We start from the raw sequence: 25,687 nt of genomic DNA on the forward strand, positions 1-25,687 counted from the left end.
AAAAGACCCTGAAAGTGGGTCTTCTATTTCTTCAACCCGGATACCGTTTCGGTCCACCGCCGGACAACGGATTCCGGATCATATAAATCAAAGCGGATGCCTGAAGTAATCTCAGCGTATTTGGCTGTATCCTCTTTAACGGAAACCACCTTGGCCGCAAACCGCTCCCGGTTGTGTTTGTCATCCTTCAAGGCGGGCAGCGGTTTGATCGCCAGCCGGACATAGTGCACTTTTCCTTTGTGGACGGCGACCAAGGTTGCTTGTTGGGTTCGTTTTAAATTGGCGACGGTATGGGTCTTTGGCCAGAGGGCAATTCTCAATTCCTCATGGTTTAAAGCAACCACTTCCCCCACACTGACCATAGCAGCATGCGGCCAGCCGTCTTCGCTGACCGAAAGCAGCATCATGGCCTCCCGTGTTTTGTCTTCCAAGTCGTTTCCATCCAAAAAGCAAAACAGTTCTTCGGAAATGGCGGTTTGACTCATCATCCCTTCCCTTTCTCAGGCAAGCAAAGATTGGTATGTGGAACGGTTAAGGTTTTTGATCAGTTTGACGGCAAATTCTTTGGCTGCCGCGATGTCCTCTTTATCGACAATGGTTATGTTGGAATGAATGTAGCGTCCGCAAATCCCGATGGCGGCCGACGGCACTCCGATTCCGGTTTGATGGACGCGTCCGGCATCCGTCCCTCCTTGCGAGACAAAGAATTGATATGGAATGTCATTGGATTCCGCGGTGTCCAGCAAGAAGTCCCGCATGGCCGGCAGCGGAATCATCGAGCGGTCATAAATCCGGATCACGACCCCTTTTCCGATTTCGCCAAACCCGTCTTTCACTCCGGGAGTGTCACCGGCGGGACCGACATCCACGGCAAAAAAGACATCAGGATCAATCATTTTGGCAGCCGTTGCCGCTCCCCGGGTGCCGACTTCCTCTTGCACCGTGGCGCCGGCATACAAGGTGTTGGGGTGCTTCTCGTTTTGCAATTCTTGCAACAATTCCACCGCCAATCCGCAGCCCAAACGATTGTCCCAAGCTTTGCTCAACAGGCGTTTTCCGCCTTCCATTTCCACAAAGTCACAATGCGGCACCGCAAAGTCCCCGACTCTGACTCCCCAGCTCTTTGCCTCTTCATCGCTGTCGGCTCCGATATCGATAAACATCTGGGAGATTTCCATCGGTTTGCGGCGTTGTTCCAAACTGAGCAGATGCGGCGGGGTGGAACCGATGACACCGGGGATTCGTTTGCCGGTGCGGGTCACAATTTCCACACGTTGCGAAAGCATGACTTGTGACCACCATCCGCCCAGAGTTTGAAATTTGAGAAATCCGTTGGAAGTGATTTTGGTGATCATAAACCCGACTTCATCCATATGGCCGGCGACCAACACTTTCGGGTCCGGAGCGTTTCCTTTTTTGACTCCGAAAATGCCTCCCAACCGATCGGTCAGGACTTCATCCGCCAACGGGGTTATGTAAGAACGCATCCACTGGCGCACTTCATGTTCAAAGCCGGAAGTGCCGGGGATTTGTGTCAACTCTTTGTAAATATCCAAATTGACTTCAGCCATGGTTACTCCTCCATCTTTTCTTGTTGATTTTTCCATTCTTGATATCGCCGGTGAACGGTTGCGCGGGAAACCGGATAGCCAAAACCTTTCAACGTTGCGGCGATTTCTTCGAATGTCAGATTTTTTTCTTTCAATGCCACGATTTGTTCCACCGGAAGTTCTTTCCGTTCTCTTCCTCCCATTCCCTGGTTCTTAAGATTTTTCGCCGGATTGTATCCTTTCTCCCGGATGGCGCGTCTCATTCCCCAACTGATCTTCTGGTTCATCATTTTCCGTTGCAATTCTTCGACTTTGGCGATGATGGCAAGCACGGTGGATTCCCCGGCTTCCAATTCCAACTCGCCCTGATGCTGTTTGGAATAGATGCGGCAACCGGAACGGTCCAGCTGATGGATAATCGCCAATTTTGCTTCTCCCCGTCCCAAGCGGGTGTCATCCTGGATCAAAATGGCGTTTGCTTTCTCCTTTTTAATCGTCTCAAACATTTGATACAACCCCGGCCGGTTTAAATCGAACCCGCTGTGTTGCTCCTTAATCACCTGACACACATCCATTTTTAATATTTTTGCCCATTCGGTCAAAACTTCCACTTGCCTTTCAAGGCTGGTTTCCTGTTCTTCTTTTTGTGTGCTGACTCTCGCATAAATGATCGCTTTCATAGCTAATCTCTCTTCTCATCCTCTCACATTCTTGCCAGACTTCGTTGAATTCGGTACAGTGAACAAGAAGGAGTGATTGGAGTGATCAATGAACAACTCATACAGCGAATCAATGAACTGGCCCGCAAAAAAAGAACGCAGGGTTTGACAGAGGAAGAAAAAAAGGAACAAGCCAAGCTGTATCAAATTTACCTGAAAGCGATCCGGGGACAAGTGAAACAGCAGTTGTCCCGGGTGCGCTTTGTGGATGAACCCAAACATTGATGAATGGTTTCGATTTCCATTATATTGTACATTCTTTCTTCCCACAATGAGACCGCAGTCAAACCGGCAGAGTTTTTTGGCAGGAGGAAAGCAAGATGAAAAAATGGTGGCTCGGTCCCCTTTGCTTAAGTGCCGCCGCTTCCATCTGGGGCGGAATGTATGTGGTAAGCAAAATGGTTCTGTACGCCATGCCTCCTTGGGTTTTGTCGGAGATGTGTTTTGTCATCAGTTTATGCGTGGTGGGGGTATGGGCTTTTTTGGCCCGTGAATGGAAAATCGCCCGCCGCGATGTGAAAGAAATGGCCTTGCTCGGTTTGATCGGTTATACTTATTCGATCGGTATGCAATTCGTTGGCACTGATTTATCCGGCGCAGCCTCAGGTGCCTTGATCACTTCCGCTTTCCCTGCATTCATCAGCGTTTTCACATGGTCAACACTGCGTGAAAAAACAAATTTGCGCCAAGGAACCGCTCTGGCCATTACGATCGTCGGTATCTTCATTGTAATTGGACTTCCGTTCGAAAATTTCACTTCTTTCGCGGGTCATCTGTTTTTATTTAGTGCCGCGATCACTTGGGCCATGTATACGGTGTTCCATCGGGGATTAGCTTTAAAGTATTCTTCACTCGCCGTGACCTTCTGATCCAACCTGTTTGGCGTGATTTTTACGTTTCCCATCAGCTGGTGGGAATGGCATGCCAAAGGGGGGACCTGGCCGACGGACCGGGGAATATGGCTGGGCATCTTGTATTTGGGAATCATTTCGGTTGCTCTCGCTTTTTATTTGTGGAACAAGGGATTTGAATATATCGGCGCCTCCGTCGGGTCCCCGGTTTTTATTTTCCAGCCCGTTGTCGGCATGTTGCTGGGTGTTTGGCTGTTAAATGAGAAACTCACATGGAACTTCTACCCGGGTGCATTTTTGATCATCACCGGTGTCGTGCTTTTATCCATGGACAAAACAAAAAAAGAAACAACCAAAACGGCTCCGTGAAAGCACCGTGGTCCAAAAAGAAGCACTTACAAATCGAAGTGCTTCTTTTTTATGGAATTTAAGTGCCGTGAAGTGACACGGAACATTGGATATCCTCCCGGCCGGTTTCCCGTTCGCATTCTTGCCAGACCTCGTTGAATTCGGTACAGTGAACAAGAAGGAGTGATTGGAGTGATCAATGAACAACTCATACAGCGAATCAATGAACTGGCTCGCAAAAAAAGAACGCAGGGCTTGACAGAGGAAGAAAAAAAGGAACAAGCCAAGCTGTATCAAATTTACCTGAAAGCGATCCGGGGACAAGTGAAACAGCAATTGTCCCGGGTGCGCTTTGTGGATGAACCCAAACATTGATGAGGGATTTATTTTCCATTATATTGCATTCTCTTCCCACCATGAGACTTTTGGCAAGGAGGAAAGCAAGATGAAAAAATGGTGGCCCGGTCCCCTTTGCTTAAGTGCCGCCGCTTCCATTTGGGGCGGAATGTATGTGGTAAGCAAAGTGGTTTTAAATACCGTTCCTCCTTGGGTTTTGTTGGAGATGCGTTTTGTTATCGGTTTGAGTGTGTTAGGGGCTTGGGCTTTTTTGGCCCGTGAATGGAAAATTGCACGCCGCGATGTGAAACAGATGGCCTTGATCGGTTTGATCGGCTATACCGGTTCCATCGGATTGCAATTCGTCGGCACGCATTTGTCCGGGGCTTCCCTGGGATCGCTGATTACTTCCGCTTCCCCGGCACTTATATCCGTTTTCGCCTGGAAACTGTTGCGCGAAAGACCCGGTTTTCGCAAAGGAGCAGCGCTGGTCATCGCAACCGTCGGGGTGATCCTTGTCATCGGTTATCCGTCGGAAACCGGCTCTTCCACCTTCACTGGCAATCTGATCTTGTTCGGCGCCGCGGTCACTTGGGCGCTTTATACCGTATTGAGCCGGGTGCAAACGCTCAAATATTCTTCTCTGACCGTGACCTTCTGGTCCAACCTGTTTGGCGTGATTTTTACGTTTCCCATCAGCTGGTGGGAATGGCATGCCAAAGGGGGGACCTGGCCGACGGACCGGGGAATATGGCTGGGCATCTTGTATTTGGGAATCATTTCGACTGCTCTGGCTTTTTATTTGTGGAACAAGGGATTTGAATATATCGACGCCTCCGTCGGGTCCCTGTTTTTCTTTTGCCAGCCTGTTGTCGGCACCCTGCTCGGAGCCTGGTTGTTAAATGAGAAACTCACGTGGAACTTCTATCCGGGTGCCTTCTTGATCATCGCCGGCGTCGCACTTTCATCCATGGACAAAACAAAAAAGAAACAGCCAAAACGGCTGCGTGAAGAATGGGAATAAGTTTAGCTGCTAAAATAAGGGGTCCTGTTAGGACCTTTTTTTATTGTGAGAGACTTTTCATATTAACATATTAATTGACACTGAACTTGTTTGTTCTTAATATCATCTCAGGGGAATGCAGGAAGCTTATAAAACTTTTTAAAACCAGCACCAGAAGACACTCCTATCTCCAAGGGAGGATTAAATATATTTATAATAACTCTTCTGGAATAACATATTCTTCCATACATTTAAGAGAGTATAAAGGCTCTGGCAATCGAGTTGCTGAGTCTATATGTTCTGAACTTTTTCGAAGTGAATGCACAACAAAAGCCCATTCTGCAGGATTATCCCCTTTTTTAAGATTTAACAATATAATTTCAGCAGTTACTGAATTCCAATAATGTTTATGCATCGCATCTCTATGTCTCAATCCTGTTTTAATTTTTTCGGCAGTAACTGGTTTTTCTTGAAACGAATAAAATACATTATCAGGTCCATTTTCAGGAGCAAACAATCCTTGATATTTACTTACTTCTCGGGTAGGGCTTGCAATTGGGATCGAAAGAGGTTTCTCTTCTGAAAAACGTAGCTTAACAATTCTTAACTCTGAATGGTGAAGAAAATCATCATAGATTTTGTAATTCTGATCATCAAATATTAACTCTTCATTATTGAGCTTAGGCCAATATTTCCGTAAGTTTCTCTCATCCAATAGCAAAAGTGCTGGATTTTTAATGTCTAATTCTTCAATTGCTTGTTTAAAGAATTCATGAATTCCTTCTCCATCAAAATTAGTTTGAATCTGTGTTATTTTCAATAATGCTTCGGAATAATATTGCCATTCATTTCCATTCTCCCCAGGTAAGCAAACCTTAATCTGAGTATCATTTGACGGTGCATAACCAACCAATGGAATTGTCAAGTTCCCTCTCTTTCTTCTCTTGTTAATCACCCAAAAAGCTAATAAGTCTAATTGTTTAGGTAACGAAGTTTTTTTATAGCCGGTATATAAAGTGTTTCTTTTCCATTGCATTTGTCTTCTTAATAAATCATTAATTGCCATCTTTATCCGCTCTTCGTAACTCTTAGGTTCCGCATATTCTGGTGTAATAAATTGCGTGAGTCTACCAGTTATCGCCAAACCATATCGAACAGAGCTTTTGGGATCACGATTAGCGTCCTTGGTACGGACAAACATTTTATTATAATTAGGCATTTCAATTAAAATACCGGTTCTGTTTTTTGGTTTTTCAAACAGTTTACTTATTGTATCAATACGATATTGAATAGCATTTTTAAGTTGTTGATTTGGATCTTCTGGATCAAAATCAAGTAAATTTGTAATAGGGTGAGGTTCACGTTTGACAATTTGTAACTTATCTTTGTTCTGATCATCATTTATTTCTTCTTTAATTAACTCTTCCCAACGATCAGCATCGTTTGACCAAATCTCTATTACTGCTTTTTGATTTATGGGTTGTTTTGAGTCAGTTAACAGTTTTTGTTGACGAAGTGTTCGTTGACGTATCCATTTAGACGAAGGTGAAAAGTTAAAAATCGAATATAGAGCATTATTTAGCGACTCAAAGAAATCCTTTCTGTCGTTTGCTGTAACTCCAGAACCAACGGGATGGCTAATCCCCATCCTCTGATCATAAACAATTAAAACATCTGGTTGGAATTTTTGGGGATTTACTAAAAGTTCTTTAATATCAGGAATTTTATTTTGATCAGCTGAGTTAATTCGATTAAGAAATTCAGGAATTCGATTCTCCCATCGAACAAAATCTTTGGATTCTTTTCTTAACTGTAGTTGGATGAATGTACTTTCTTGGGGAAGATCACTAAGCCAACTAATTGATTGTCTTGCCAGATAAACGCTTTGGTTAATTTTCCAAGGTAAATGGTTAACTGTATCAGTTAGTAATGGCTCTCCAACCCATCTTCTTAAACCGAGATCAACAAAAAGTTGGAGAGATGATTTTCCTAACATTCGTCCTACACTAAAAGTTAATTTATAAGAGTGTGCTGAAAAATCAGGATTTTCCGGCATACGTGATGGTTCCCAACTTACTATTTCAGCAGCTTGTCTTGTGTTTAACGGAGGCACAATTTGAAAAAGACGACCATTTTGCGGATCGCGGTATTCCCTTCGTATAAGTTCACGAACAATAAGCTGTGGTAAAATTCTTTTTAACATACTTTCAGGAAGTGTACGTACGTCAACCACCTCCCATTTTATCCCATTTGTATTTAATCTTTGAGCAAAGGCGTGTGCTTGCTTACCAGGAAATTCAAAGTAGATCCATTGACGTATTAGACTAACAAGATTGTTCACATCAATTGTATGGAAGTTTTGATCAGAAATAAGCCAATATGTAGTGTTGTTTTTAAATGCATAATAATTGAAATCAATAATTTCGGGTGCACCTGCTAATAAAGCAGCTTGAAGACTTCGGGTGGGGACAAAATCTTTTTCTCTATTTATTTGTATTAAGTGATTTATAATGTCTTTCCATTGATCTGGAAGTTTAAGACAATAAACCTTTGAAATAAAATTTGGGATCTCATTGATATCCCAAGCTATGGGTTGAAGTTCTTTTAAAACTGAACGACTCTGCATCCTCTACCCCTCCTAGTTGAAAAAGTATTTGTTTAAGCCCCTGGTATGCTGGCTCATACAATGTTTTTGCCAACTGGATATCCAAGGCTGATGCTTGTGTATTATCTCCTAAATATTGATTTAAAATGTTATACCATTGAAATAAGGTACTGTTACTATTTGATTGGTGAAATGCTCCATCCACAAAAAACACACGTGCTGATCTATTGCCACGTACTAATCGCCCAACTGTTTGCCACACGATAACAAATTGATCCCACGCTACTTCATATATATATTCATTATCGTTGGACTTGAAGGAACTTAGACGTTTAGACCAATGTTTATACATATCACGTCGATATTTAATAAGAGCTTGTGCACCTTTTCCATATGTAGAAGGAATTTGATCCTTATTTTCTAAGATTAATTGCATTGCTTTTTGATTAATTCCTATGACATGTTGACTAATATCATCCGGAACAGGAAAAGGACGAACTAGGAAAAAAGCAGATCCCAATAATGCACCTTTGTGATCATCCAATATATTAAATCCTCTCTGAATTGCCAACAAAGGGGCAACAAGAATATCTGCATCTCGAGAAGAAAAAGATTCAATTTCACCTCTTGATAGGCTAATACTGTCTAAAGACAAATCTGGATCATCATCCGGCAACATACATAAAACTCGTTGATTCCATTCAGTAGTTCCATTAAGTACATGTGTAATTATGCGTGCTTCTTTATAACTCCCGACAACTAATAAGATTTTCCTTGGTTGCTCAGGATTCTGCTTTACCCAATAATCTAATTCTCTTTGAAAGAAGGAAGCTTTTTCTCCTTGTTTAATGGATAACCGTAAAGCTAATTTCTTTATTTGTTCTGTTCGAAGATTTCCATAAAAGCCAGATACTCGGATAGGTTTATCATTTTCAAAAAATGGTTTGTATTCAAAATAAATTTTAGGTGCTTCTAATTCTTTATGAGTAGGTATTAAAAGCGCATCTGGTTGCTTAGATAAGTGAAATTGAGGAGATCCTGGTGCCCAGCTTGTAGCTGAAGTAATAAATACATGTGGACCATAGGTGCCATCTATAAACGCAAAGATTTCATGGAAATGATATAGTATCCATCGTCCAATCCCTAAGCAATGAATGTATCTAAATAACCCTCCACCTTTCTCATTCTGAGTATATTGATACCCGAGTAACCACCCAATTGGTGAATCTGGTACTAGATCAGAATACTCAGTAGGAATGGTTTGAGGAATATCGCCATCATCCCCTACCTCTTTAGTGATCCACCCCCAGTTTCGTAACACATTTTCCCATTTTTCATCCATAACGATTAAAAAAACTCCAAACTCTAATTTTCTCAGTAAAGCATCTTTGTTCTTGATCTCCTTTAAAGACCACGGAAGAAACTGCTGAATCCAATGTGAAAGTTCATTACGAATAACACCTTCTTTTAGATAAAGAGGGTTATTAACTAATTCTGCTAGTCGACCACCTCGTTGCAGTGAAGTAGCATTTCTGGAGTATGCAGAGAACGCTTCGAAAAGCAATTTTTCTACTTCTTCATTTTTGTTCCCATATGGATCCTTAGCAAACTGTTCTGCCAAATCTCGAATAATAATATAGTTAGTTAATGGACGCTGGCTAATCCATTTTACTAAATCGGGATTATTCAAGATCATATGCATTAAATGGCTTGCGTGATGCGCTGCTTCCAACAAGTTTCCTCCTACTTGACGATAACCTATCTCAATTAAGTCTTTCCAAGAAGTTTGTGATAAACGTGTATGCCATTTAATCTGTAATTTATCTAAAAGTGCCTCAGGTTTACCAAATAAATCATTTATTGGCGCAAACATTCGGTCCCATAAAACTTGAACACGATCTGCTTCGTCAATGATTACCAAATCGCTGTAATAGTATATGGCTTCTAAAAAACGCATATCTAATTGATTGAGATTTTCTGGAGCTTGAGAATATATAAAGCTAGCAGGATTTACTATCCATACTCGACTATTTACTAAATCATGATTTGCTTGATGAACTGGACAAATAGGGCGAAGCGGGCAGTCATAAGTTTTCCCATCTCTGATTAGTCGGTTACATGGTTCCTGACCAACAGGGATAGGCTTTTCTACTAACCCATTAAGCGCACAAGATGCAGTTAGCCACCGGGCTGCGATATACGCTGTATCTCTCTTATTGAGCGACTGATATAAAAATTGCTTAGGATTTAAGTCTTTTACATGCGCTTGTCCATATTTTGCACGGTGTTGATTGCGTTTGACTCCTAAAGCAGGCGCGGCTGAAATCCCAAGTTTTGTAAATTGCGCAGCCATATCAATTGCTTCCGAAACAGTCCCTACCATCAAGGTAATGTGAAGTTTTTTCTTCTTTACCAGATAATAAGTGAGTAAGTGAATCAGTGTTGATTTACCTGCACCAACCATTCCTACCAAGTGAAATAGACCGTCAATGGTAAAATGGTTAGAGTTTTTAATTAAAAGTCCATTTTTAACAAGGTGAAACCTAAGATTTTGAACTCGCCAAATCCAATTACCTTTTGGATCTTGTTTTTGTAATTCCTTTGCAACACTTAACAACTCATCCATATGTATTTGAATAGGTGATCGTTTTCTTCGATAAGTAACCTCCTTAGGAACTTTAGGATGGTCTTTTACCTTTCTTGCTAATGCTTCTGGAAATCGTATATATCTTCGTTCGGTTTCTCCTTCAACAGTAAAGTAATATTCTTCCCCACCCTGAGCCCAATGTTTTGTATTAATTCTCCATCTAGCAGGGCAACACAATGCTTCATCATAATGTACTACTCTATCTTGAACAAAAGCAACATAAATCCGCTTGCTCGTCCCTTGTTTTAAATTAACATCATACATTCTAAAATGTTTTGGGTATGCACAATACCTTTCTAACCACTCTCTCCATGAGGATTTAGTTCGTAGATATCTAACACGACGGCGGGCAATTGAACACATTGTTCTAGATTCAATAGTACTGGGTACACTAGGAAGTTGATACCCTGATAATAAAGCATATACATCTAAAACATGATGATCAGGAATCAATTTTTCATGTAAACGTAAACACAATTCCACTTCCAAAAAACGATCAAGTTCTATTCTGCTAAAAGGTAAGTCCTTAATTTTTTTGAATTTATTTTTTAATGGTGTTAACCAATCTTTCCAATTACGCATGTTTTAACCTCTCTTTCACTTGTTTAATAAAATCATCAACAAATATTGCATCACAATTCTCTTGTCCTTTCCAAGTTTGCTTAAATACTTCCAAATAACCAGGTTTCCGGCGATATGTTGGAAAAACAAAAAATGCCTTTTCCCATAAAAGCACAGTACTAAAAGACTTTTCTTTCCTATTTTCTATCCTCGCAAGATTTCGTGGATTAAATATATCTTTCATATCAACAGCCCAAAATTCCCCATCAGGGAATTCGATATATAGATCAAATAGATCTATCTCGGGCCACAGTTCAACATTTAATTTTAGTTTTTCTGTTATTAAGTTATATAAATTAAGAAGCGGTTTTTCTGGACCTACTGTTGAATACTGTATACCACGAATAGTCCTCATTGCTTCTTGAGGACATTCCAAAAATGTTGCGTCATGAATGTTTATTATACGTCCACATAAATCACTGTAGCATTGTGCATATTGATTATTCTTCCACTCCAAAGCCCATCCGCAACGCGGGCATAATGCAATATACTTCTGTTGTTTATCATATCTTAAACAGATTGGCGGAATAGGTTGATAGCACTGAATTAACAAGGACTGAATTTTTGAGTCCCAATTATAATAATCTAAAATTTCAGGAATACCTCTGGTCAAAAACGGATTTTCAACTAAAAATCTCCTCGCCTTGCTATATTCATCAACTAGGTAATTATCATAACAATACTTTAGTATTTCTTTCATAGGTCGATCTTGAATCTCACGCTCAAGATCTGACGAACCAACATAATCTTTCCCAAGTTCTATACAAAGTTCAGTGGGTGAGCCATAAAACAAAATGGAACCTGACAATTGTAATTCCTTAAAGATATCACCCACCCCCTCCCATTTTTCAACTGGACAGTGTAACCACTCAATTAGTTCAGGAAAATGTTTTGGAGGATCTGCTTCTTGTGTGTAACAAAATAAAGTTAGTCGATCCCAAGCTCGTTGTAAACTTGGTTCAAGTTCTGTCACTGGTTTATAGGTATGTTGTTTCAATTTTTCTTCTTGATAAATCACTCCAGCTGCCAAGTGAATTAAAACTTCTTCAGCTTCTTTTAGTAAATCTGGGGATATATATTTATTCAATCTAAACATCCTTTCGTCAATTTAAAAATATTAAAAAACAAGATATATAGATTATTTTAGTGTGTTGTGACCAAGTATTTCTCAAGACTAATTTAAATCTCGCTAAAATATTGTTTTTAATATTCTTTCCATTTTTATATTAATATCCATCTAAATGATATAGATTCAGAGTTGTAAGAAAACGAGGTATTAATAAAAGTTAGAATTGATTTTAATGCAAACATTTTATTGTATCTAGTAATATTTTTTGTATTATAATATTCAGTCTATATAAAATTCAATATTAAAAAATGGAAAAAATATTTCATAAAAGCGAATGTGCGCATTTTATCAATGATCTACTCTTATATCCGAGATGTATTTTTTTTATGCATTTGTTATCCTCATACAATCAATACAAAAAATAAAATATATTTTAATATAATATATTTTTATTATAATAATTAATAATAAATATAGCTGGATTAACCTCTTTTTGTTGAATTAGATTGCTATTAAACAAAAAGAAGCACTTCGATTTGTAAGTGCTTCTTTTTTTGATGAATTTTATGTTCCGGGGAGCAACACCGCATGATTAATAAAATTCACCATCATCCCCTTGAACATTGGCTTCCAATTCTTCCGCCAGTTGCTTCATTTTGCGCAAGACTTGGTACTGCAATTTGCCGTCGGATGGGCTTTTCACCGAGATCCGCCCGTCGCGATATGTAAAATAAGTCATATCCCCGTTTTCGGGGTTGGTCCATAAAGAAAGTCCTTCGTCTTCAAGCTTGATCACTTCGCCGGTGACGGTTTTTAATTCGACGGCATTGACCAGTTTCATTTCCGAGTCTTTTTCCACAACCTGTTGCCATTCACCAATTCCGATCGGTTTTTTTGGACTGTCCAGCCAATAATCGCTCCTTGTCAGATGGAAATCGTAGTGAATCGTCCGGATCCCTCCTCCCGTGTCACTCCCATTATTATGTATATCGAATCTTTATTCTCCTTTCTAGTGTTCTCTTTGAAAAATTTACGGTTCCGGCGGTTGCCAAGGATTGACGTGCACAAAGACTTCTTGGATTTCCTGGAATTCATTCATCAACGTTTCTTTGACCCGCGAGGCAATATCGTGCCCCTCTTTGACCGTCAAATTCGCAGGCACCCCGACACGGACATCGATCAAACGGTAATGGCCGTGTTCCCGGCCCCGCAATTGATCAATCCGCTTGACGCCGTCTACCTTCAGGATTAATTCCCGGTAAATCTTCAACTCTTCTTCCGGGATGTTGCGTTCCATTAAAATATCGACGGCTTCTTTTCCCATATGAATGGCAACGCGCAAAATCAGAAGGGAAACGACGATACTGGCCAACGGATCGCCGTATTCCGCAAAAGGAACCGACTGGTGCTGTCCCCATAACGCCAGGCCAATCCCGACCACGGCGGCAAGGGAAGCGTAGACATCCGACAAATGGTCATATGCGGTTGCGATTAATCCTTTGCTGTTTACCCTTTTTCCAATTTTGATGGTATAGACATAAAGAATTTGTTTCCAAATCAGCGAAATCACGGCGGCAAGCAAGGAAAGGACATGCGCTTCGACAAACGGCCCAAACAGGGCGGCAACGGATTCATAAATCATAAACAGGGAAATCAAAAGCAACACAATTGCGACCATGCCGGAAGCAATTACTTCCGCTTTCCCGTGGCCGTAAGGATGCTCCCGGTCGGCCGGCATCTTGGAAATCCGCATGGAGCCCAAGGTGGCGCCGGATGCCGCGATATCGGCCAAATTGTGAAAGCCGTCGGCAATCAGGGAAGGGCTTTGAAACAGAAAGCCGACCATCAGTTTCAAAATGGTCAGGGCAATATTGCTGACCAACCCGATCCACGCTGCCGTCATCGGGGTTTGCAATTTCGATTTGAGCTTCATCCGATCACCTTTTTTTGGTTTCTTATCTTATCATTATGCCTAAAAAATGCTTTTTTCATTTTGAATTTGTAAAGATCTGAACAATTCCTTGCAATTTATGTGTCCTTTCCTTTATACTGGAACGTAATTAAAATCACCAATAAAAATCATATTGAAAAAAACCTCATCATAACTAGTGATGAGGTAGAGGTTGCGGCTTTTATGAGTACTTCCCGCGAGGTACAGAGATGCCGATGACTGTGAAGGAAAGGAAAAGCCGCCGAAGTCTGTTTGTTTCTCTGGGCAAGCAGGCTGGGCCCGTCTCCGAACAGGAACGGGACTGTCACACGGTTCACTTCTCTTGAATCGTGTGGTGCGCTATCTTTAGGAGAAATGGTTATGGTGTGGTGAAATATCGACCCGTCTCACGGATGGGGATTCTGCCCTTGCCTGTCTCTCCTAACACCAGTTGATTAGGAGGTTTTTTTATATGTTTTTGCATCACTTGAGGATTAACAACTCCGGCCATTTGGAAATCGGCGGATGTGACACGGTCAAACTGGCGGAACAATTCGGCACGCCGCTGTTTGTGTATGATGAAATGCAAATCCGCCAAAATGCGAGACGTTTTTTGCTGGCTTTTCAAAAAAGCGGTTGTCCCCACCAAGTGGCCTATGCAAGTAAAGCGTTCAGTTGTTTGGCCATGGCGGAATTGGCACATGAAGAAAACCTTTCGCTGGATGTCGTATCCGGCGGTGAACTTTATACGGCCCTTCAGGCCGGCTTTCCTGCAGATCGCATTCATTTTCACGGGAACAACAAATCGGAAGCAGAACTCCGGATGGCTCTGGAAGCTGACATCGGCTGTTTTGTCGTCGATAACTTTTTTGAACTGGAGATGCTTCATGACTTGGCCGAAGCGTACCGCAAAAACGTGAAAATTTTGCTCCGGTTGACCCCCGGTATTGAAGTCCATACGCATGAATACATCACCACCGGCCAGGAAAATTCCAAATTCGGCTTCAGTGTCAAACACGGGCAATCTTTGATGGCGGTCAAACGGGCGTTGGCCAAACCCTGTTATGAATTGCTGGGAGTTCATGTCCACATCGGATCGCAAATTTTCGAAACGGAAGGCTTTATTCAATCGATTCAAATGATTCGGAAGCATCTGGATGAGATCCGCGCCGAAACCGGCTTTGAAGTAAAAGTTTTAAATGTCGGCGGCGGGTTTGGGATTCAATATACCGATGAAGACCGGCCGCTTCCGATTGAACATTATGTACAAGCCATCACGGAAGAAGTGAAAAAAGCATGGAATGAACGGGGATTGAACATCCCGGAAATATGGGTGGAACCCGGGCGCAGCATTGTGGGAAATGCCGGGATCACGATTTACCGGATCGGCGCCATCAAGCAAATTCCTGGAATCTGCAAATATGTTTCCATTGACGGCGGCATGACGGACAACATCCGCCCCGCTCTTTACCAAGCCAAATATCATGCCGTTTTGGCCAACAAAGCGGATGCCGCTTTGGAAGAGACGGTCACCATTGCCGGAAAGTGTTGTGAATCAGGCGATCTTTTAATTCAGGATATTTGTTTGCCGAAAGTCAGCAGCAATGACCTGTTGGCCATCTTTTCCACCGGCGCCTACGGATATTCAATGGCAAGCAACTATAACCGTCTTCCCCGTCCGGCCGTCGTCTTTGTCAAAAACGGAACACCGCGTGTCGTGATTGAACGCGAAACCTATGATGATTTGATTCGAAAAGACTTGAGAAAAGAAGTTTATGCCACTTCATAAACGATTACTGAAAAACATCCCGATGATCCAGCCGGAATCCGTTGGTCATCGGGATGTGTCATGACGGGCTTGCATCCTTTATACTTTGTGCATGCCGGTATAGATGAAAATGGCGTCTCTCAAGAACTCGGTCATCCCCGGTTCCTTCTCATAGTAGGCTTTAAAACGTTCATCAACCACATACATTTGCGCAAGGTTGGCATGAGCTTCCTTGCTGTAATCACTCCAAGAAAACATCAGCCATTGTTTATGCAGATCCGCCGCTTTTTGGGCCAGATCCCCGGCCGGGTCTCTCTGCTGATAAGCCCGGGTCAGCGTTTCAAAAATCTCATCATTCAAACGTTGCATTTTTTCGTACTCTTCTTTGGTCATCCGAAGCAGTTTTTCATTGGAGCGATTGACCACCTCGTCTCCATATTTTTCTCGGATCTCTTCCCCGTACTTTTCTTCATTTTCTTCAACCATCCGTTTTTTGAAAGCTTCAAATTTCTCTTGATCCGTCATGGTTCCTCTCCCCTCCATCGCATCAATGGTTTTTTCCACATTGGCAATCAAACGGTCCAGATGTTCCCGTTTTTGCATCAGTTGCCGACGGTGTTCGTGTAGCGCTTTGAGCCCGTCATAGTCCGGGGACGTGATGATCTCTTTAATGACATCCAGTTTCACCCCGAGCTCCTTGTAAAACAAAATTTGCTGCAGACGGTCCACTTCTTTCGGGCCGTAAATTCGGTACCCGGATGAATTGATCCGTGCAGGTTTCAAGATTCCGATCTCATCATAGTAACGAAGGGTCCGTGTGCTGACTCCGGCCAACCGGGGCAATTTCTGCACGGTGTATTCCATGATTTCACCTCCTGCATCTTCACTGTACACCTTGACGTATGCGTCAAGGTCAATCATTTTTTCTGTCATATCCAATGAATCACTGTTTTGTGCGGGAAGGCGCTTGATTTGGATTTCAACTGTTTTTTGTACACTTCTCCCATTATGCGAATGCCTTTTTCAATTTGAGTTTTGTCGGTTTGTATGATGCTTAACCGGAATCCGTTCACTTTCGGGAAGGTTTTCAGGAAACAATGGTCAATGGATGAGACAAGGATATGGTGTTGCCTCAAGCAGGCAATCCATTCTTTGGCCGGCAGTTGCTTTGGGAGATCCAATTGCCCGAAAATGCCGCCTGTTTCCGCGGCTACGTTCATCTCCGGGGGGAGATGCAGATCACACACTTCTTTGAGAATTTTCATCCGTTTTTGGTAAAGATCTCGCATCGACGCAGTGTGACGGGAATGCATGCCGCATTTTAAATAGATTTCCAAAGCAGCTTGGGACAGTGTGGCCGAACTGATGTCACAGGCAGATTTAAACAGGCGGAAGCTTTCTGTCAGAATGGACGGAAGAAGGATCGCCCCCATCCTCAGCCCCGGCAACATGACTTTGGAAAAGCTTTTCAGATAAATGGTATGACCGGACAAATCATAACTGAAAACGGGATCGTTCTTGGGATCCGTTTCCAAGTCCAGCAAATAATCATCCTCCACAATGTAGACATCATATTTTGCAGCCAGTTTAGCGATCTGCTTTTTCACTTCCTGGTCATAACTTGTGCCAAGCGGGTTGTGAAAACGCGGCATGGTATAGAAAAACTTAATTTGATTGTTACGGAAATGGCATTCCAACTCATCAAGATCAATCCCTTTTTTGGTTCGCCGGATGCCAATGGCTGTTAAACCGAGTGCATCAATAATCCGAATCATCCCATGATAGGTTGGCTGTTCCACCAAAATCACATTTTTTCCGTTGGGGAAAGGCATCATGGCCAACAAATTCAGGGCTTGCTGGGATCCGGAGACAATCGAAACCTGTTCCGGACGGGTGAAAATCTGATAATCCGCCAGATGTTTGACCAATTCTTTGCGCAAAGACAAAAACCCCTGTGGATCGGAATAGGTGAAGAGTTCATCCTGATACAGTTCAATGGCACGGTTCAGACAATGTTGAAAATCTTTGTATGGCATGATTTCCGGATCCGGATTGGCTGAAGAAAAATCAATGAATTCCGCAGCTTCATCCTCGTCGGGCACTCCGGGGCGGCGGATGGAATAGTAACCGCTTTTGGGAACGGAATAAATCAAATGTTCTTTTTCAAGCTCTTGGTAAGCGCGGATCACCGTGTTTTTGTTGCAGGAAAACCTGGCGGACAGCGAACGGATGGAAGGCAATTTTTTGCCAGGTTGCAGCGCTCCGGACTGAAGTTCTTTCTTTATCGCATTTTTAATCATTTCATATTTCCTTTCCGCCATGGTTTCTTCCCTCCATCTTGTGTACCGGTACAGATAAGAAAATTAAGCATTTTTTAACTCATTTACATCCATTATACTGAAGGGGAATTTCCGGGAGGGATACAGATGGAATGGAGACACGAAACATTACCCTATTGGATCAGTGACCAGAAGGATTTGTTGGATGTGGATGCCGTCTGCCGTTTGTTGCAAACCACTTATTGGGCCGGACACCGGACCAAAGAAACCATTGTAAAAAGCATGGAAAATTCATTGTGTTTCGGCGTCTACGGAGAAGAAGGACAAGTGGGTTTCATGCGGGTGGTAACGGATTATGCCACTTTTTCCTGGATTTGTGACGTCATCATTCATCCGGATCATCGCCGGCAAGGATTGGCCAAATGGATGCTGAAATTCCTCCTATCACATGAGGCTGTGCGGGATACCAGCATGATTTTGGCAACCCGGGATGCGCACGGTCTTTATGAACGGTTTGGATTTAAACGGGAAGAATTGATGAGAAGGAAAAAATCCGTCGATTAAACCAAAAACACGAGCGGGAAATCGCTCGTGTTTTTCATGATTTGCCGGGGCTTTCTTTGATTCCGACGATCACCCCGTAACCGTTTTTCACTTTGACTTCAACCAGAACTCCGCCATTTTGGGCCAAGGCTTCCCACTTTTCTCCGGATCCTTCCTCGACATAATAGCGGTCCAAATGATAATCCACCCGGTATTTCTCTCCATCCCGAAAGGGAAACACCGGTTTTTGAAGCGTTCCTTTCAGATACAAGCCACCGGGCGGCTTCTTTTCAGAAACCCGGTCCACGATGTAGTGATTCCCCTTGGGTTTTAGGGAGACGTAAACCGGGATGCCCGGGTCAGGCAGATGGTGGGCAGCCTTCTGTGCGAGCTGCGGATCAAAGCGGGAACGGTCCACTTCCTCAATCTCCAATTTTAACCGGACATAGTCCCCGTAAAACAAATCTTTCGGATCCACCGGGATGGTTTTGAGCGTAACCTGTTCGCCACTCATGAAAGCAAGCAATGGTTGCACGGTCATGGAAACCAGGGAAACGACCGGAATGAGAAGAACGATCCAAAACCACCGGTTGGGGATGTTTTTCATTTCCCTCCCCCCCTTTTCCGGCTTTTTTCAATCCAATAACCGCTGAGAATGAGCAAAATGCCGCCGATCAAGAAATAGAGTGACTTGGGAAGAAATTCGATAGATAAGTCCAGATAGAACCGAAAAATGAGTGCACAGGAAATCACCACAGCCGAAAGCTGTTTCTTTCTGAGCAAAAAAATCAAAAAGGCAAGATAAGCCACTGCGACTGCATATCCCAAAAGCGGGGCATGAAACACTCCCCCCCACATTTCCCAAAAGTCCGGATAAGTAAGTACAATGGCAGCAACCCCGTGAATGAGGGCTCCTTGCTGTTTCAACACCTCCGCATAAGGCCGGATGTTGAGAAACGTCATGCCTGCTCCCAGCAATAACAAAATGAACGCAATGACTCCCCCGTGCCATTCCCACCGGACGAAAGTCGCCCAGATCGTGAGGATCAAAAGTGCATTGGCAAAGAAAAACACTTGACGGTTTCGGTTCAACCAGCGCTCATTGCATCCGTAAAAAAGCGGAATAAAAACCCAAACCCAGAAAGGATACGGCACGGATGCATCCCAAGCCGGCGAGGTATAAATGCCGATAAACACAATGGACAGGATCATCACCCAACGGTCTTTTAAGTAGAGTGCCAACGGTACGGTCCCGAGGGCCCAAACCAAAAAGGCCTGTTGATAAGGCGATGAGCTGTGAAACATCTGACCCACGAGAAAAATCCCTGCTCCGTATATTGCCGCGCCGATATAATAAAAGCTTTTGGAAGTTTTGGGATAGGAATCTTTCAGTTTCCAGCCGGTGAAATAAGCGCCCGTAAGTCCGGACAAAATCAGCAGAAATTTTACCGTCCGGGGAAGTACCTCCCAATTCCCGGCGATAAAACTGAGAATGCCCGCACCGATCAAAACGGATCCCAAAATGGACAAGATGCGGATAAAACCGGCATTCCCTTTCCGTTTAACCTCATAAGAAGACAAAATCTGTTGAACTTGCGAAGCATCGATGATTCCGGCTTCTTCGAAACGGGAAAGTTCCATCCGGAGCCACTGGTACTTTGATGAAGAAATGATTTTCTTTTTGTGCAACTTGGCATCCCCCCTCCATGCTTTGACTATATCATGATGCGGTTCGTACGAAAATGAAAAACAGGGACACCCTTTCCCAGGATCCCTGTCTTTAAGATTGAATGCTTTTCACCCGGCTTAAGATCGTGCCGTTGTTTTGCTCATATTCCCATATCCCGCGCCCGGCTTTTTGTGCCATGATTTCCAAACGCCGGAACTCTTTCAGATATTTCCGTTCTGATTTCAATTTTCGCGCCCGGTTCGGAATCACGCAACGGGCCAATCCTCTTTTCAGCAAAAGCGGTTGCAAATGCATGTCATCCACATACACATGGGCAAGAATCCGGCCGTAATGGTCCCGCTTAAAGGCGCCTTGCTCGATGGTGACACTCCGGCCGCGATGGATGAGACTGACAATGTACTTTCTGGCCTCAAGCGCTTTGAAATGTTCCAACAAATTGGCGGAATTGAGCTCGGGGGCATCAATATACAGAAGCCGGACCCGTTCCAGTTTTTGATTCCTCTTGATTTTCAAAGTGTCTCCGTCAATCACCCGCACAACTTCAATCGGAATTCTTTTGTTCACCGGTGGCAAAGAGCCCATCCTCTCTGCGAATCTTTCATCGCTTTAACGTTATTATAGCATAAATCCTTGTTTATTTTAGAATTTTTTGACGAAAATCCGTTCCCTCTTTGCATCTTCCTCTAGGAGAGAGCGAAATGTTATAATACGGAAAAACATAAAGAGGTGGATGCGGATATGGCGAAAACGGAATCGAATATGTTCCCGCTCGGAAAAGAAGCCCCGGATTTTGTATTGCCGGATGCGGTGTCCGGAAAAACGGTGGCCTTACAAGATGTAAAATCCTCCATTGCCACGGTCATCATGTTTATCTGTAACCATTGTCCTTATGTAAAACATGTTCAGAATCAGTTGGTGCAACTGGCCAATGATTACATTCCGAAAGGAATTTCCTTTGTCGCCATCAACGCCAATGATGCGGAGCAATATCCGGATGATTCGCCGGAGAAAATGAAAGAAGTGGCAGAAAAACTCCAATACCCGTTTCCGTATTTATTCGACGAAACCCAGGAAACAGCCAAGGCTTACCAAGCAGCTTGCACGCCGGATTTCTATATTTTTGACGGCGATCTGAAATGTGTTTACCGGGGGCAATTGGATGATTCCCGCCCGGGGAATGACATTCCGGTGACCGGCGAATCCATCCGTGCCGCATTGGATCAAATCATTAACGGTGAGCCGGTGACGGTCACACAAAAACCCAGTCTGGGTTGCAATATTAAATGGAAGCAAGCATGAAGCCGCCCCTGCAAGCAAGTCCGGGGCGGTATCCTCAGACTTGCTTGCTTTCTTTGACCTCCGCTTGATCATGTTGATCAAACGAATTTTGGTATTCCACCACGTCCACTTTGCAGCCGGGGCCGATCTTCACATTTTTTCCCCTGACAATGCCGGCGTGGGTGTATTCCAATTCGATATCATCCCCTTCAATCACTTCGGCTTGCAATGTTTTGTCGGCAAAAAAGGATTTCAGCCATTTGTTTAAAGCAAAGCTGTTCTTTTTGACGACGATCTTCTCTCCGCCAATTTCCTTTGCTTTGGCATTGCCGAGCAATTCCACTTGAATGTTTCCGGCATTTAACAGCCCTTTGATGATAAAAACCCCTTTGATCACCACGGACTCTGCTTCCAAGTCTTCGTCAACCTTTAAGGTTCCGCGGATGTCTGCCTGGTCGGCGATGAAATTTCCTTTTACTTGGGCGGTCCCGTTGAGCGTGATGTTTTGGGTGTGCACATCCCCTTCTGTCGTCAATTGGCCATTCACTTTTGTTTCATCCGCCATTAGTTTCCCTTCAATCGCCGACGAACCACTGACTTTCACCGTTTGTGTTTGCACGTTTCCTTCCACGACACTGTCCCCGTTTGTGATAAACAACCGGCAATCCAGGTCGCCATTTACTTTTCCCAATCCGTTGATGCGGACCTTTTCGAATGTACCGCCCGAAAAATTTCCGTACCCGTTGATCAGTAAATCACTCATTTGCATCTCCCCATCCGAAATGTTGAATTTTCCCTTTTAACTTTTCCAATTCCTCTGCAAGCGAAATGCGCAGGAGCACTTTCACACGATCATCAAAACAAATTTCTTTAATTTCATTCACCAAAATATAAGTGGTGACCCCCAGTTTGCGGACGACGAATAACTCTGCATTTTTCTTTTCAAACCGGTGGGAATTGTTTTTCAAAAACAGATACAGCGATTTTCCTTCATCCAAGGTAATTTCACCCGTTTCAAGCAACTGATCCAGAACATAGAGATAAAAGAGTTGTTCCAAGGTAAACACATTGGATTGACCATGGATGGACAGGTGCAGTTCAAGCACAACATCCGAAACAATCTTTTTCTCTTGAATTTGCTCTTTCGTTAGCGAGATTTCCGTAAACCGGGGAGAAAACATTTGCGCAATCTCATCCAAAGACAAATCGTCTTTTAAGCTGATGATTTTATTCACTCGTTGCAGTATTTTATCGCGAGGGAAAAAGGTTTCCTGCCCGGTGTAGGTGGATTTGCGGATAAACCATTCTTCCGGAATCAAGTTTTTTCGTTTCCAACGGTATAATTGTCCGTATGAAATGCCTGTTTCTTTCAACAGGTCTTTTTTTGAAATCAAGTCTTGATCCATTCCCCGACACCTCCTCGTCATTATTGTAACATAACATTGTTACGCAAAAAAGAGGCGAATGCCCCATCTTATTTTCAGCTCAAGAAATTAAAAAACTCCTCTCCTCTGCAGCGCATGATGCCGACGGTTACGGTTTGTTTCGTTGCCTTTTGCAATTTGTCGGGACGGCTTTTGCGTCCTGTTCTTTGGGAGCTAAACCGGATTTTTTTGCCAATCCTCCCCTTGCATTTCCATATGTTTTGCGTTATGTAAAAATTTTACTTGTTTTCATGATAAATTACATAAAACGCATTCAAAAAGCGGTTTTTTTAATATTTCACATAGAATATTATATAAATATGTAAAAAAATATTTTTATTTTCTTCTTCTTGTTTTATAATTAAATATATCGATAATTTTGTTGATTCTTTTATGGGAGATGATTCATTCATGAGTGGAATTGCAGGTTGGATTGATTGGGAAAGAGATTTGTCGGGAGAACAAAATGTTTTAAGCAAAATGACCAACGCGATTCAACATCGCGGTCCCGATGATGAAGGTTATTGGTTTTCGGAACGTGCAGCGATTGGTCACCGCCGTCTCTTTGTCATCGATCCTGCCGGTGGAAAACAGCCGATGGTTTATCGCTCAGGGGATCATTCCATCGTACTCTCCTTTGACGGGTTTATCTATAACTTTAAAGATTTGAAAGCAGAACTTGAAAATCTCGGACATCGTTTTGGAACGGAATCGGATGCAGAAGTTTTGCTGCACAGCTATTTGGAATGGGGAGAAGATTTCATCCAGCGCATCAACGGGGCGTTTGCCTTTGCCATTTGGGATGAACGTCGCCAGGCATTGATTTTGGCCCGGGATCGCATCGGAGTCAAACCCCTCTTTTACAAAGTACATAATTCCGGAGTTTTATTTGGTTCCGAATTGAAAGCCATCCTGGCCCATCCGGAAGTCAAACCGGAAGTGGATGTCGAAGGCTTCAGCGAACTTTTCGGAATGGGACCCATCCGCACCCCCGGTTTTGGTGTGTTCCGCGGAATTCAGGAAGTCAAACAGGGTCATTACATTGTTTTCACAAAAGAAAAAGCCGATCATCATCAATATTGGAAATTGGAAAGCACACCGCATGAAGACGATGTGGATACCACTGTTGAAAAAATCCGGGAAATCCTGAAAGACACTGTGAAACGCCAATTGATCGCCGATGCCCCGATCGTCTCCATGTTATCGGGCGGGTTGGATTCCAGTGGTCTTACTTCCATGGCTGCCCGGTATTTGGCGGAAGAAGGAAAACAACTCGGTACCTATTCCCTTGACTTTGCCGGAAGCGACAAACATTTCAAAGCCGACTTGTTGCATGTCAGCCGGGATGAGCCGTATGTTAAAATCGTTGCGGAATATGCAAATACCGATCACCATACTGTCATCATTAACCATGATCAGTTGACGGAACATGTATTCCTCCCTGTGGAGGCACACGACTTGCCGGCACTGGGTGAAATGGAAGCATCGTTGCATCTGTTGTTCAGTGAAATGAAGAAAAATGCGGCAGCCACGCTCTCCGGAGAATCTGCAGATGAAGTTTTCAGCGGATATCCTTGGTTCCATCAGGATGAATTTTTGTTCTCCGGAACGTTCCCGTGGAGCGCACAAATTCGCTACTTCAAAGATGTTTTGAATGAAGAGGCGATCAAAACACTCCAGCCGGAAGAGCACAGAAACCGCAGATACCAGGAAGCGGTCAGTGAGGTTCCGAAATTGGACGGGGAAACGGGAATCGAAGAAAAACAACGGGAAATGTCCTACCTTTTCATCACCCGCTTCCTGCCGTTTATGTTGGAACGGAAAGATCGCATCAGCATGCATAACAGTTTTGAAGCGCGTGTTCCGTTCAGCGATTACCGATTGGTTCAATACTTATTCAATATTCCTTATTCGATGAAAACCGTCGACAAAGTCGAAAAAAGCCTGTTGCGCCGTACATTCAAAGGTTATCTGCCGGAAGAAGTGCGCACCCGCAAGAAAAGTGCATATCCGTCCACAACGGATCCGGTTTACTATCAAAACATCCGCAAGATGTTGAATGAATTGATCGAAGATCCGCAAGCGCCGGTTGCACTGCTTTTGGACAAACAAAAAATCCGTCACATTTCCGACAATCTCTTTGAAAAATCTCCGTTTGAAGTCGGAAAAATGATGGAATATATCCTCCAAGTCAACAAATGGATGAAAGACTACAATATCTCCCTGAAACTGTAGTCTCATGAAAAGGCTGAGTGTCCGCAAGGCACTCAGCCTTTTGGCTTTCCGGCAACAAAACTCCAACATCTCATGCCTGGTAGGGGCTTCGATTCTCTTCCTCCGCCTCGCGGATTCGTTGGATCAGGGTATCCAATCACCCATGTGCCTGTCTGTTCCTTCGTATACTTGGAAAGGAGTCCGGTTTCCTTCTTTGTTAAGGCAGATCACAGCATTGATGGGCTAATGGGTTCAGCGGCCCTTCTGGCAAAATCACTCTAAAATGAACAATTAGAAGAATTTAGCCACGTGTTTTTTCAAAAACGCAGCCAATATATGATGTCAAATCAAGCCCAGGACAATAATTAAAAGCCCTCTCCATTAAAGGAGAGGGCTTTTTTGTTTCAGTTCTCCAGAAGAAGTGTAATCGCATTGACCGACATTTGCTCTGCAGATAGCAAGAACAGTAGCTAAGTTTCAATCCTCTTGTTGAGGTGTAATCATTCTGACGGCATGTGTCTGAAATACTTGACACGCTTGAGGTTCAACACTGTTTTTCGAGTACCTTCTTTTTTAAAAGAAAGTTTCATGTTATTTTTTTGGATCAGCTCGAAGCGAAGTGACTTTTCCCTTTATTTCATACGGGTTTCAGCTTTTGCGAGCAACCCTGGGGGTTTTGGACATATCCAAGCGCTCGAAAAATCCTTGTATGAGCATCAGGAATATCAATCATTTTCAATTTAGCAAAAAGATAAAAAGCCTGTAAACCTTCAAAATATAACTTTTTAAAGGCAAGAGATAATCTCTGATAA

24 protein-coding genes and 1 riboswitch are annotated in these 25,687 nt (G+C 43.2%); of the genes, 9 read left to right on the forward strand and 15 right to left on the reverse strand.

All coding sequences use genetic code 11. The annotated features are described in order from the left end of the window. Positions 1-23: 23 nt before the first annotated feature. Genes I8U23_RS01945 through I8U23_RS01955 form a run of 3 tightly spaced genes read right to left on the reverse strand, consistent with a single transcriptional unit; the run spans position 24 to position 2,230 of the window. Complete coding sequence (locus I8U23_RS01945) at positions 24-488, reverse strand: pyridoxamine 5'-phosphate oxidase family protein (RefSeq protein WP_037994446.1); 465 nt, start codon at positions 486-488, stop codon at positions 24-26. 12 nt (positions 489-500) lie between these two features. Continuing rightward, on the reverse strand, positions 501-1,571 hold the full coding sequence (locus I8U23_RS01950) for a M42 family metallopeptidase (RefSeq protein ID WP_037994444.1): 1,071 nt from the start codon (positions 1,569-1,571) through the stop codon (positions 501-503). A 2-nt stretch (positions 1,572-1,573) separates the two neighbouring features. Further along, complete coding sequence (locus tag I8U23_RS01955; protein WP_049720104.1) at positions 1,574-2,230, reverse strand: YneB family resolvase-like protein; 657 nt, start codon at positions 2,228-2,230, stop codon at positions 1,574-1,576. Between the two features lie 81 nt (positions 2,231-2,311). Between I8U23_RS01955 and I8U23_RS01960 the strand changes: the two genes are divergently transcribed. From I8U23_RS01960 to I8U23_RS01980, 5 genes are all read left to right on the forward strand, one after another. Then, positions 2,312-2,494, forward strand: a complete 183-nt coding sequence (locus I8U23_RS01960) for a DUF896 domain-containing protein (RefSeq protein ID WP_037994442.1) — start codon at positions 2,312-2,314, stop codon at positions 2,492-2,494. Positions 2,495-2,589: 95 nt separating this feature from the next. Beyond that, positions 2,590-3,138: a DMT family transporter gene (locus I8U23_RS01965; protein WP_198050651.1), complete on the forward strand. Its 549-nt coding sequence runs from the start codon at positions 2,590-2,592 to the stop codon at positions 3,136-3,138. 15 nt (positions 3,139-3,153) lie between these two features. Continuing rightward, positions 3,154-3,489 carry a DMT family transporter gene (locus tag I8U23_RS01970; protein ID WP_198050652.1) on the forward strand — a complete coding sequence of 112 codons (336 nt, stop codon included), beginning with the start codon at positions 3,154-3,156 and terminating at the stop codon, positions 3,487-3,489. A 171-nt stretch (positions 3,490-3,660) separates the two neighbouring features. After that, on the forward strand, positions 3,661-3,843 hold the full coding sequence (locus I8U23_RS01975; RefSeq protein WP_037994442.1) for a DUF896 domain-containing protein: 183 nt from the start codon (positions 3,661-3,663) through the stop codon (positions 3,841-3,843). 70 nt (positions 3,844-3,913) lie between these two features. After that, positions 3,914-4,828 carry a DMT family transporter gene (locus tag I8U23_RS01980; RefSeq protein ID WP_181732141.1) on the forward strand — a complete coding sequence of 305 codons (915 nt, stop codon included), beginning with the start codon at positions 3,914-3,916 and terminating at the stop codon, positions 4,826-4,828. Positions 4,829-5,018: 190 nt separating this feature from the next. Here the strand turns inward: I8U23_RS01980 and I8U23_RS01985 are convergent, their stop codons facing one another. The 5 genes from I8U23_RS01985 to I8U23_RS02005 all read right to left on the reverse strand — a co-directional run bounded on the left by I8U23_RS01985 (position 5,019) and on the right by I8U23_RS02005 (position 13,682). Further along, positions 5,019-7,433 carry a pPIWI_RE module domain-containing protein gene (locus I8U23_RS01985; RefSeq protein ID WP_062843008.1) on the reverse strand — a complete coding sequence of 805 codons (2,415 nt, stop codon included), beginning with the start codon at positions 7,431-7,433 and terminating at the stop codon, positions 5,019-5,021. Beyond that, complete coding sequence (locus tag I8U23_RS01990; RefSeq protein WP_062843009.1) at positions 7,378-10,641, reverse strand: pPIWI_RE_Z domain-containing protein; 3,264 nt, start codon at positions 10,639-10,641, stop codon at positions 7,378-7,380. Before I8U23_RS01990 ends, I8U23_RS01985 begins: the two co-directional genes overlap by 56 nt. Continuing rightward, a complete protein-coding gene (locus I8U23_RS01995) occupies positions 10,634-11,767 on the reverse strand; it encodes a restriction endonuclease-related protein (protein WP_198050653.1) in 1,134 nt (377 codons plus the stop codon). The genes I8U23_RS01990 and I8U23_RS01995 overlap by 8 nt, the downstream gene beginning before the upstream one ends. 574 nt (positions 11,768-12,341) lie before the next feature. After that, entirely contained in the window at positions 12,342-12,608 is a 267-nt protein-coding gene (locus I8U23_RS02000) for a hypothetical protein (protein WP_062843011.1), read from the reverse strand. 171 nt (positions 12,609-12,779) lie between these two features. After that, entirely contained in the window at positions 12,780-13,682 is a 903-nt protein-coding gene (locus I8U23_RS02005; RefSeq protein WP_198050654.1) for a cation diffusion facilitator family transporter, read from the reverse strand. A gap of 176 nt (positions 13,683-13,858) precedes the next feature. Further along, positions 13,859-14,050, forward strand: a riboswitch (Lysine riboswitch). 101 nt (positions 14,051-14,151) lie between these two features. Between I8U23_RS02005 and lysA the strand changes: the two genes are divergently transcribed. Continuing rightward, positions 14,152-15,468: a diaminopimelate decarboxylase gene (lysA, locus tag I8U23_RS02010; RefSeq protein ID WP_198050655.1), complete on the forward strand. Its 1,317-nt coding sequence runs from the start codon at positions 14,152-14,154 to the stop codon at positions 15,466-15,468. Positions 15,469-15,546: 78 nt separating this feature from the next. Here lysA and I8U23_RS02015 read toward each other — a convergent pair whose 3' ends face one another. Both I8U23_RS02015 and I8U23_RS02020 read right to left on the reverse strand, forming a co-directional pair. Further along, positions 15,547-16,311, reverse strand: a complete 765-nt coding sequence (locus I8U23_RS02015) for a MerR family transcriptional regulator (protein ID WP_198050656.1) — start codon at positions 16,309-16,311, stop codon at positions 15,547-15,549. A gap of 65 nt (positions 16,312-16,376) precedes the next feature. Beyond that, on the reverse strand, positions 16,377-17,768 hold the full coding sequence (locus I8U23_RS02020; protein ID WP_198050657.1) for an aminotransferase-like domain-containing protein: 1,392 nt from the start codon (positions 17,766-17,768) through the stop codon (positions 16,377-16,379). A 105-nt stretch (positions 17,769-17,873) separates the two neighbouring features. Here I8U23_RS02020 and I8U23_RS02025 point away from each other — a divergent pair, with 105 nt between their 5' ends. Then, on the forward strand, positions 17,874-18,290 hold the full coding sequence (locus I8U23_RS02025) for a GNAT family N-acetyltransferase (protein WP_181732147.1): 417 nt from the start codon (positions 17,874-17,876) through the stop codon (positions 18,288-18,290). A 34-nt stretch (positions 18,291-18,324) separates the two neighbouring features. Here I8U23_RS02025 and I8U23_RS02030 read toward each other — a convergent pair whose 3' ends face one another. The 3 genes from I8U23_RS02030 to I8U23_RS02040 form a co-directional block, all read right to left on the reverse strand. Next, on the reverse strand, positions 18,325-18,876 hold the full coding sequence (locus I8U23_RS02030; protein WP_138614979.1) for a GDYXXLXY domain-containing protein: 552 nt from the start codon (positions 18,874-18,876) through the stop codon (positions 18,325-18,327). Then, positions 18,873-19,958, reverse strand: coding sequence for a DUF2157 domain-containing protein (locus tag I8U23_RS02035; RefSeq protein WP_198050658.1), 1,086 nt, complete (start codon positions 19,956-19,958; stop codon positions 18,873-18,875). The genes I8U23_RS02030 and I8U23_RS02035 overlap by 4 nt, the downstream gene beginning before the upstream one ends. A gap of 91 nt (positions 19,959-20,049) precedes the next feature. Further along, entirely contained in the window at positions 20,050-20,523 is a 474-nt protein-coding gene (locus tag I8U23_RS02040; protein WP_236533612.1) for a thermonuclease family protein, read from the reverse strand. A gap of 174 nt (positions 20,524-20,697) precedes the next feature. On the opposite strand from I8U23_RS02040, the gene I8U23_RS02045 reads away from it, so the two are divergent. Further along, a complete protein-coding gene (locus tag I8U23_RS02045; protein WP_049720115.1) occupies positions 20,698-21,258 on the forward strand; it encodes a thioredoxin family protein in 561 nt (186 codons plus the stop codon). A gap of 34 nt (positions 21,259-21,292) precedes the next feature. Here I8U23_RS02045 and I8U23_RS02050 read toward each other — a convergent pair whose 3' ends face one another. Together I8U23_RS02050 and I8U23_RS02055 are read right to left on the reverse strand one after the other, a co-directional pair. Then, positions 21,293-22,000: a polymer-forming cytoskeletal protein gene (locus tag I8U23_RS02050; protein ID WP_181732150.1), complete on the reverse strand. Its 708-nt coding sequence runs from the start codon at positions 21,998-22,000 to the stop codon at positions 21,293-21,295. After that, complete coding sequence (locus I8U23_RS02055; RefSeq protein WP_181732151.1) at positions 21,993-22,643, reverse strand: YhbD family protein; 651 nt, start codon at positions 22,641-22,643, stop codon at positions 21,993-21,995. The genes I8U23_RS02050 and I8U23_RS02055 overlap by 8 nt, the downstream gene beginning before the upstream one ends. 429 nt (positions 22,644-23,072) lie before the next feature. Between I8U23_RS02055 and asnB the strand changes: the two genes are divergently transcribed. After that, positions 23,073-24,896, forward strand: a complete 1,824-nt coding sequence (asnB, locus tag I8U23_RS02060) for an asparagine synthase (glutamine-hydrolyzing) (protein ID WP_181732152.1) — start codon at positions 23,073-23,075, stop codon at positions 24,894-24,896. Positions 24,897-25,687 lie beyond the last annotated feature (791 nt).

It is taken from the genome of Thermoactinomyces sp. CICC 10735 (assembly GCF_016055175.1).
In the GTDB taxonomy this organism is placed as follows: Bacteria; Bacillota; Bacilli; order Thermoactinomycetales; family Thermoactinomycetaceae; genus Thermoactinomyces; species Thermoactinomyces vulgaris.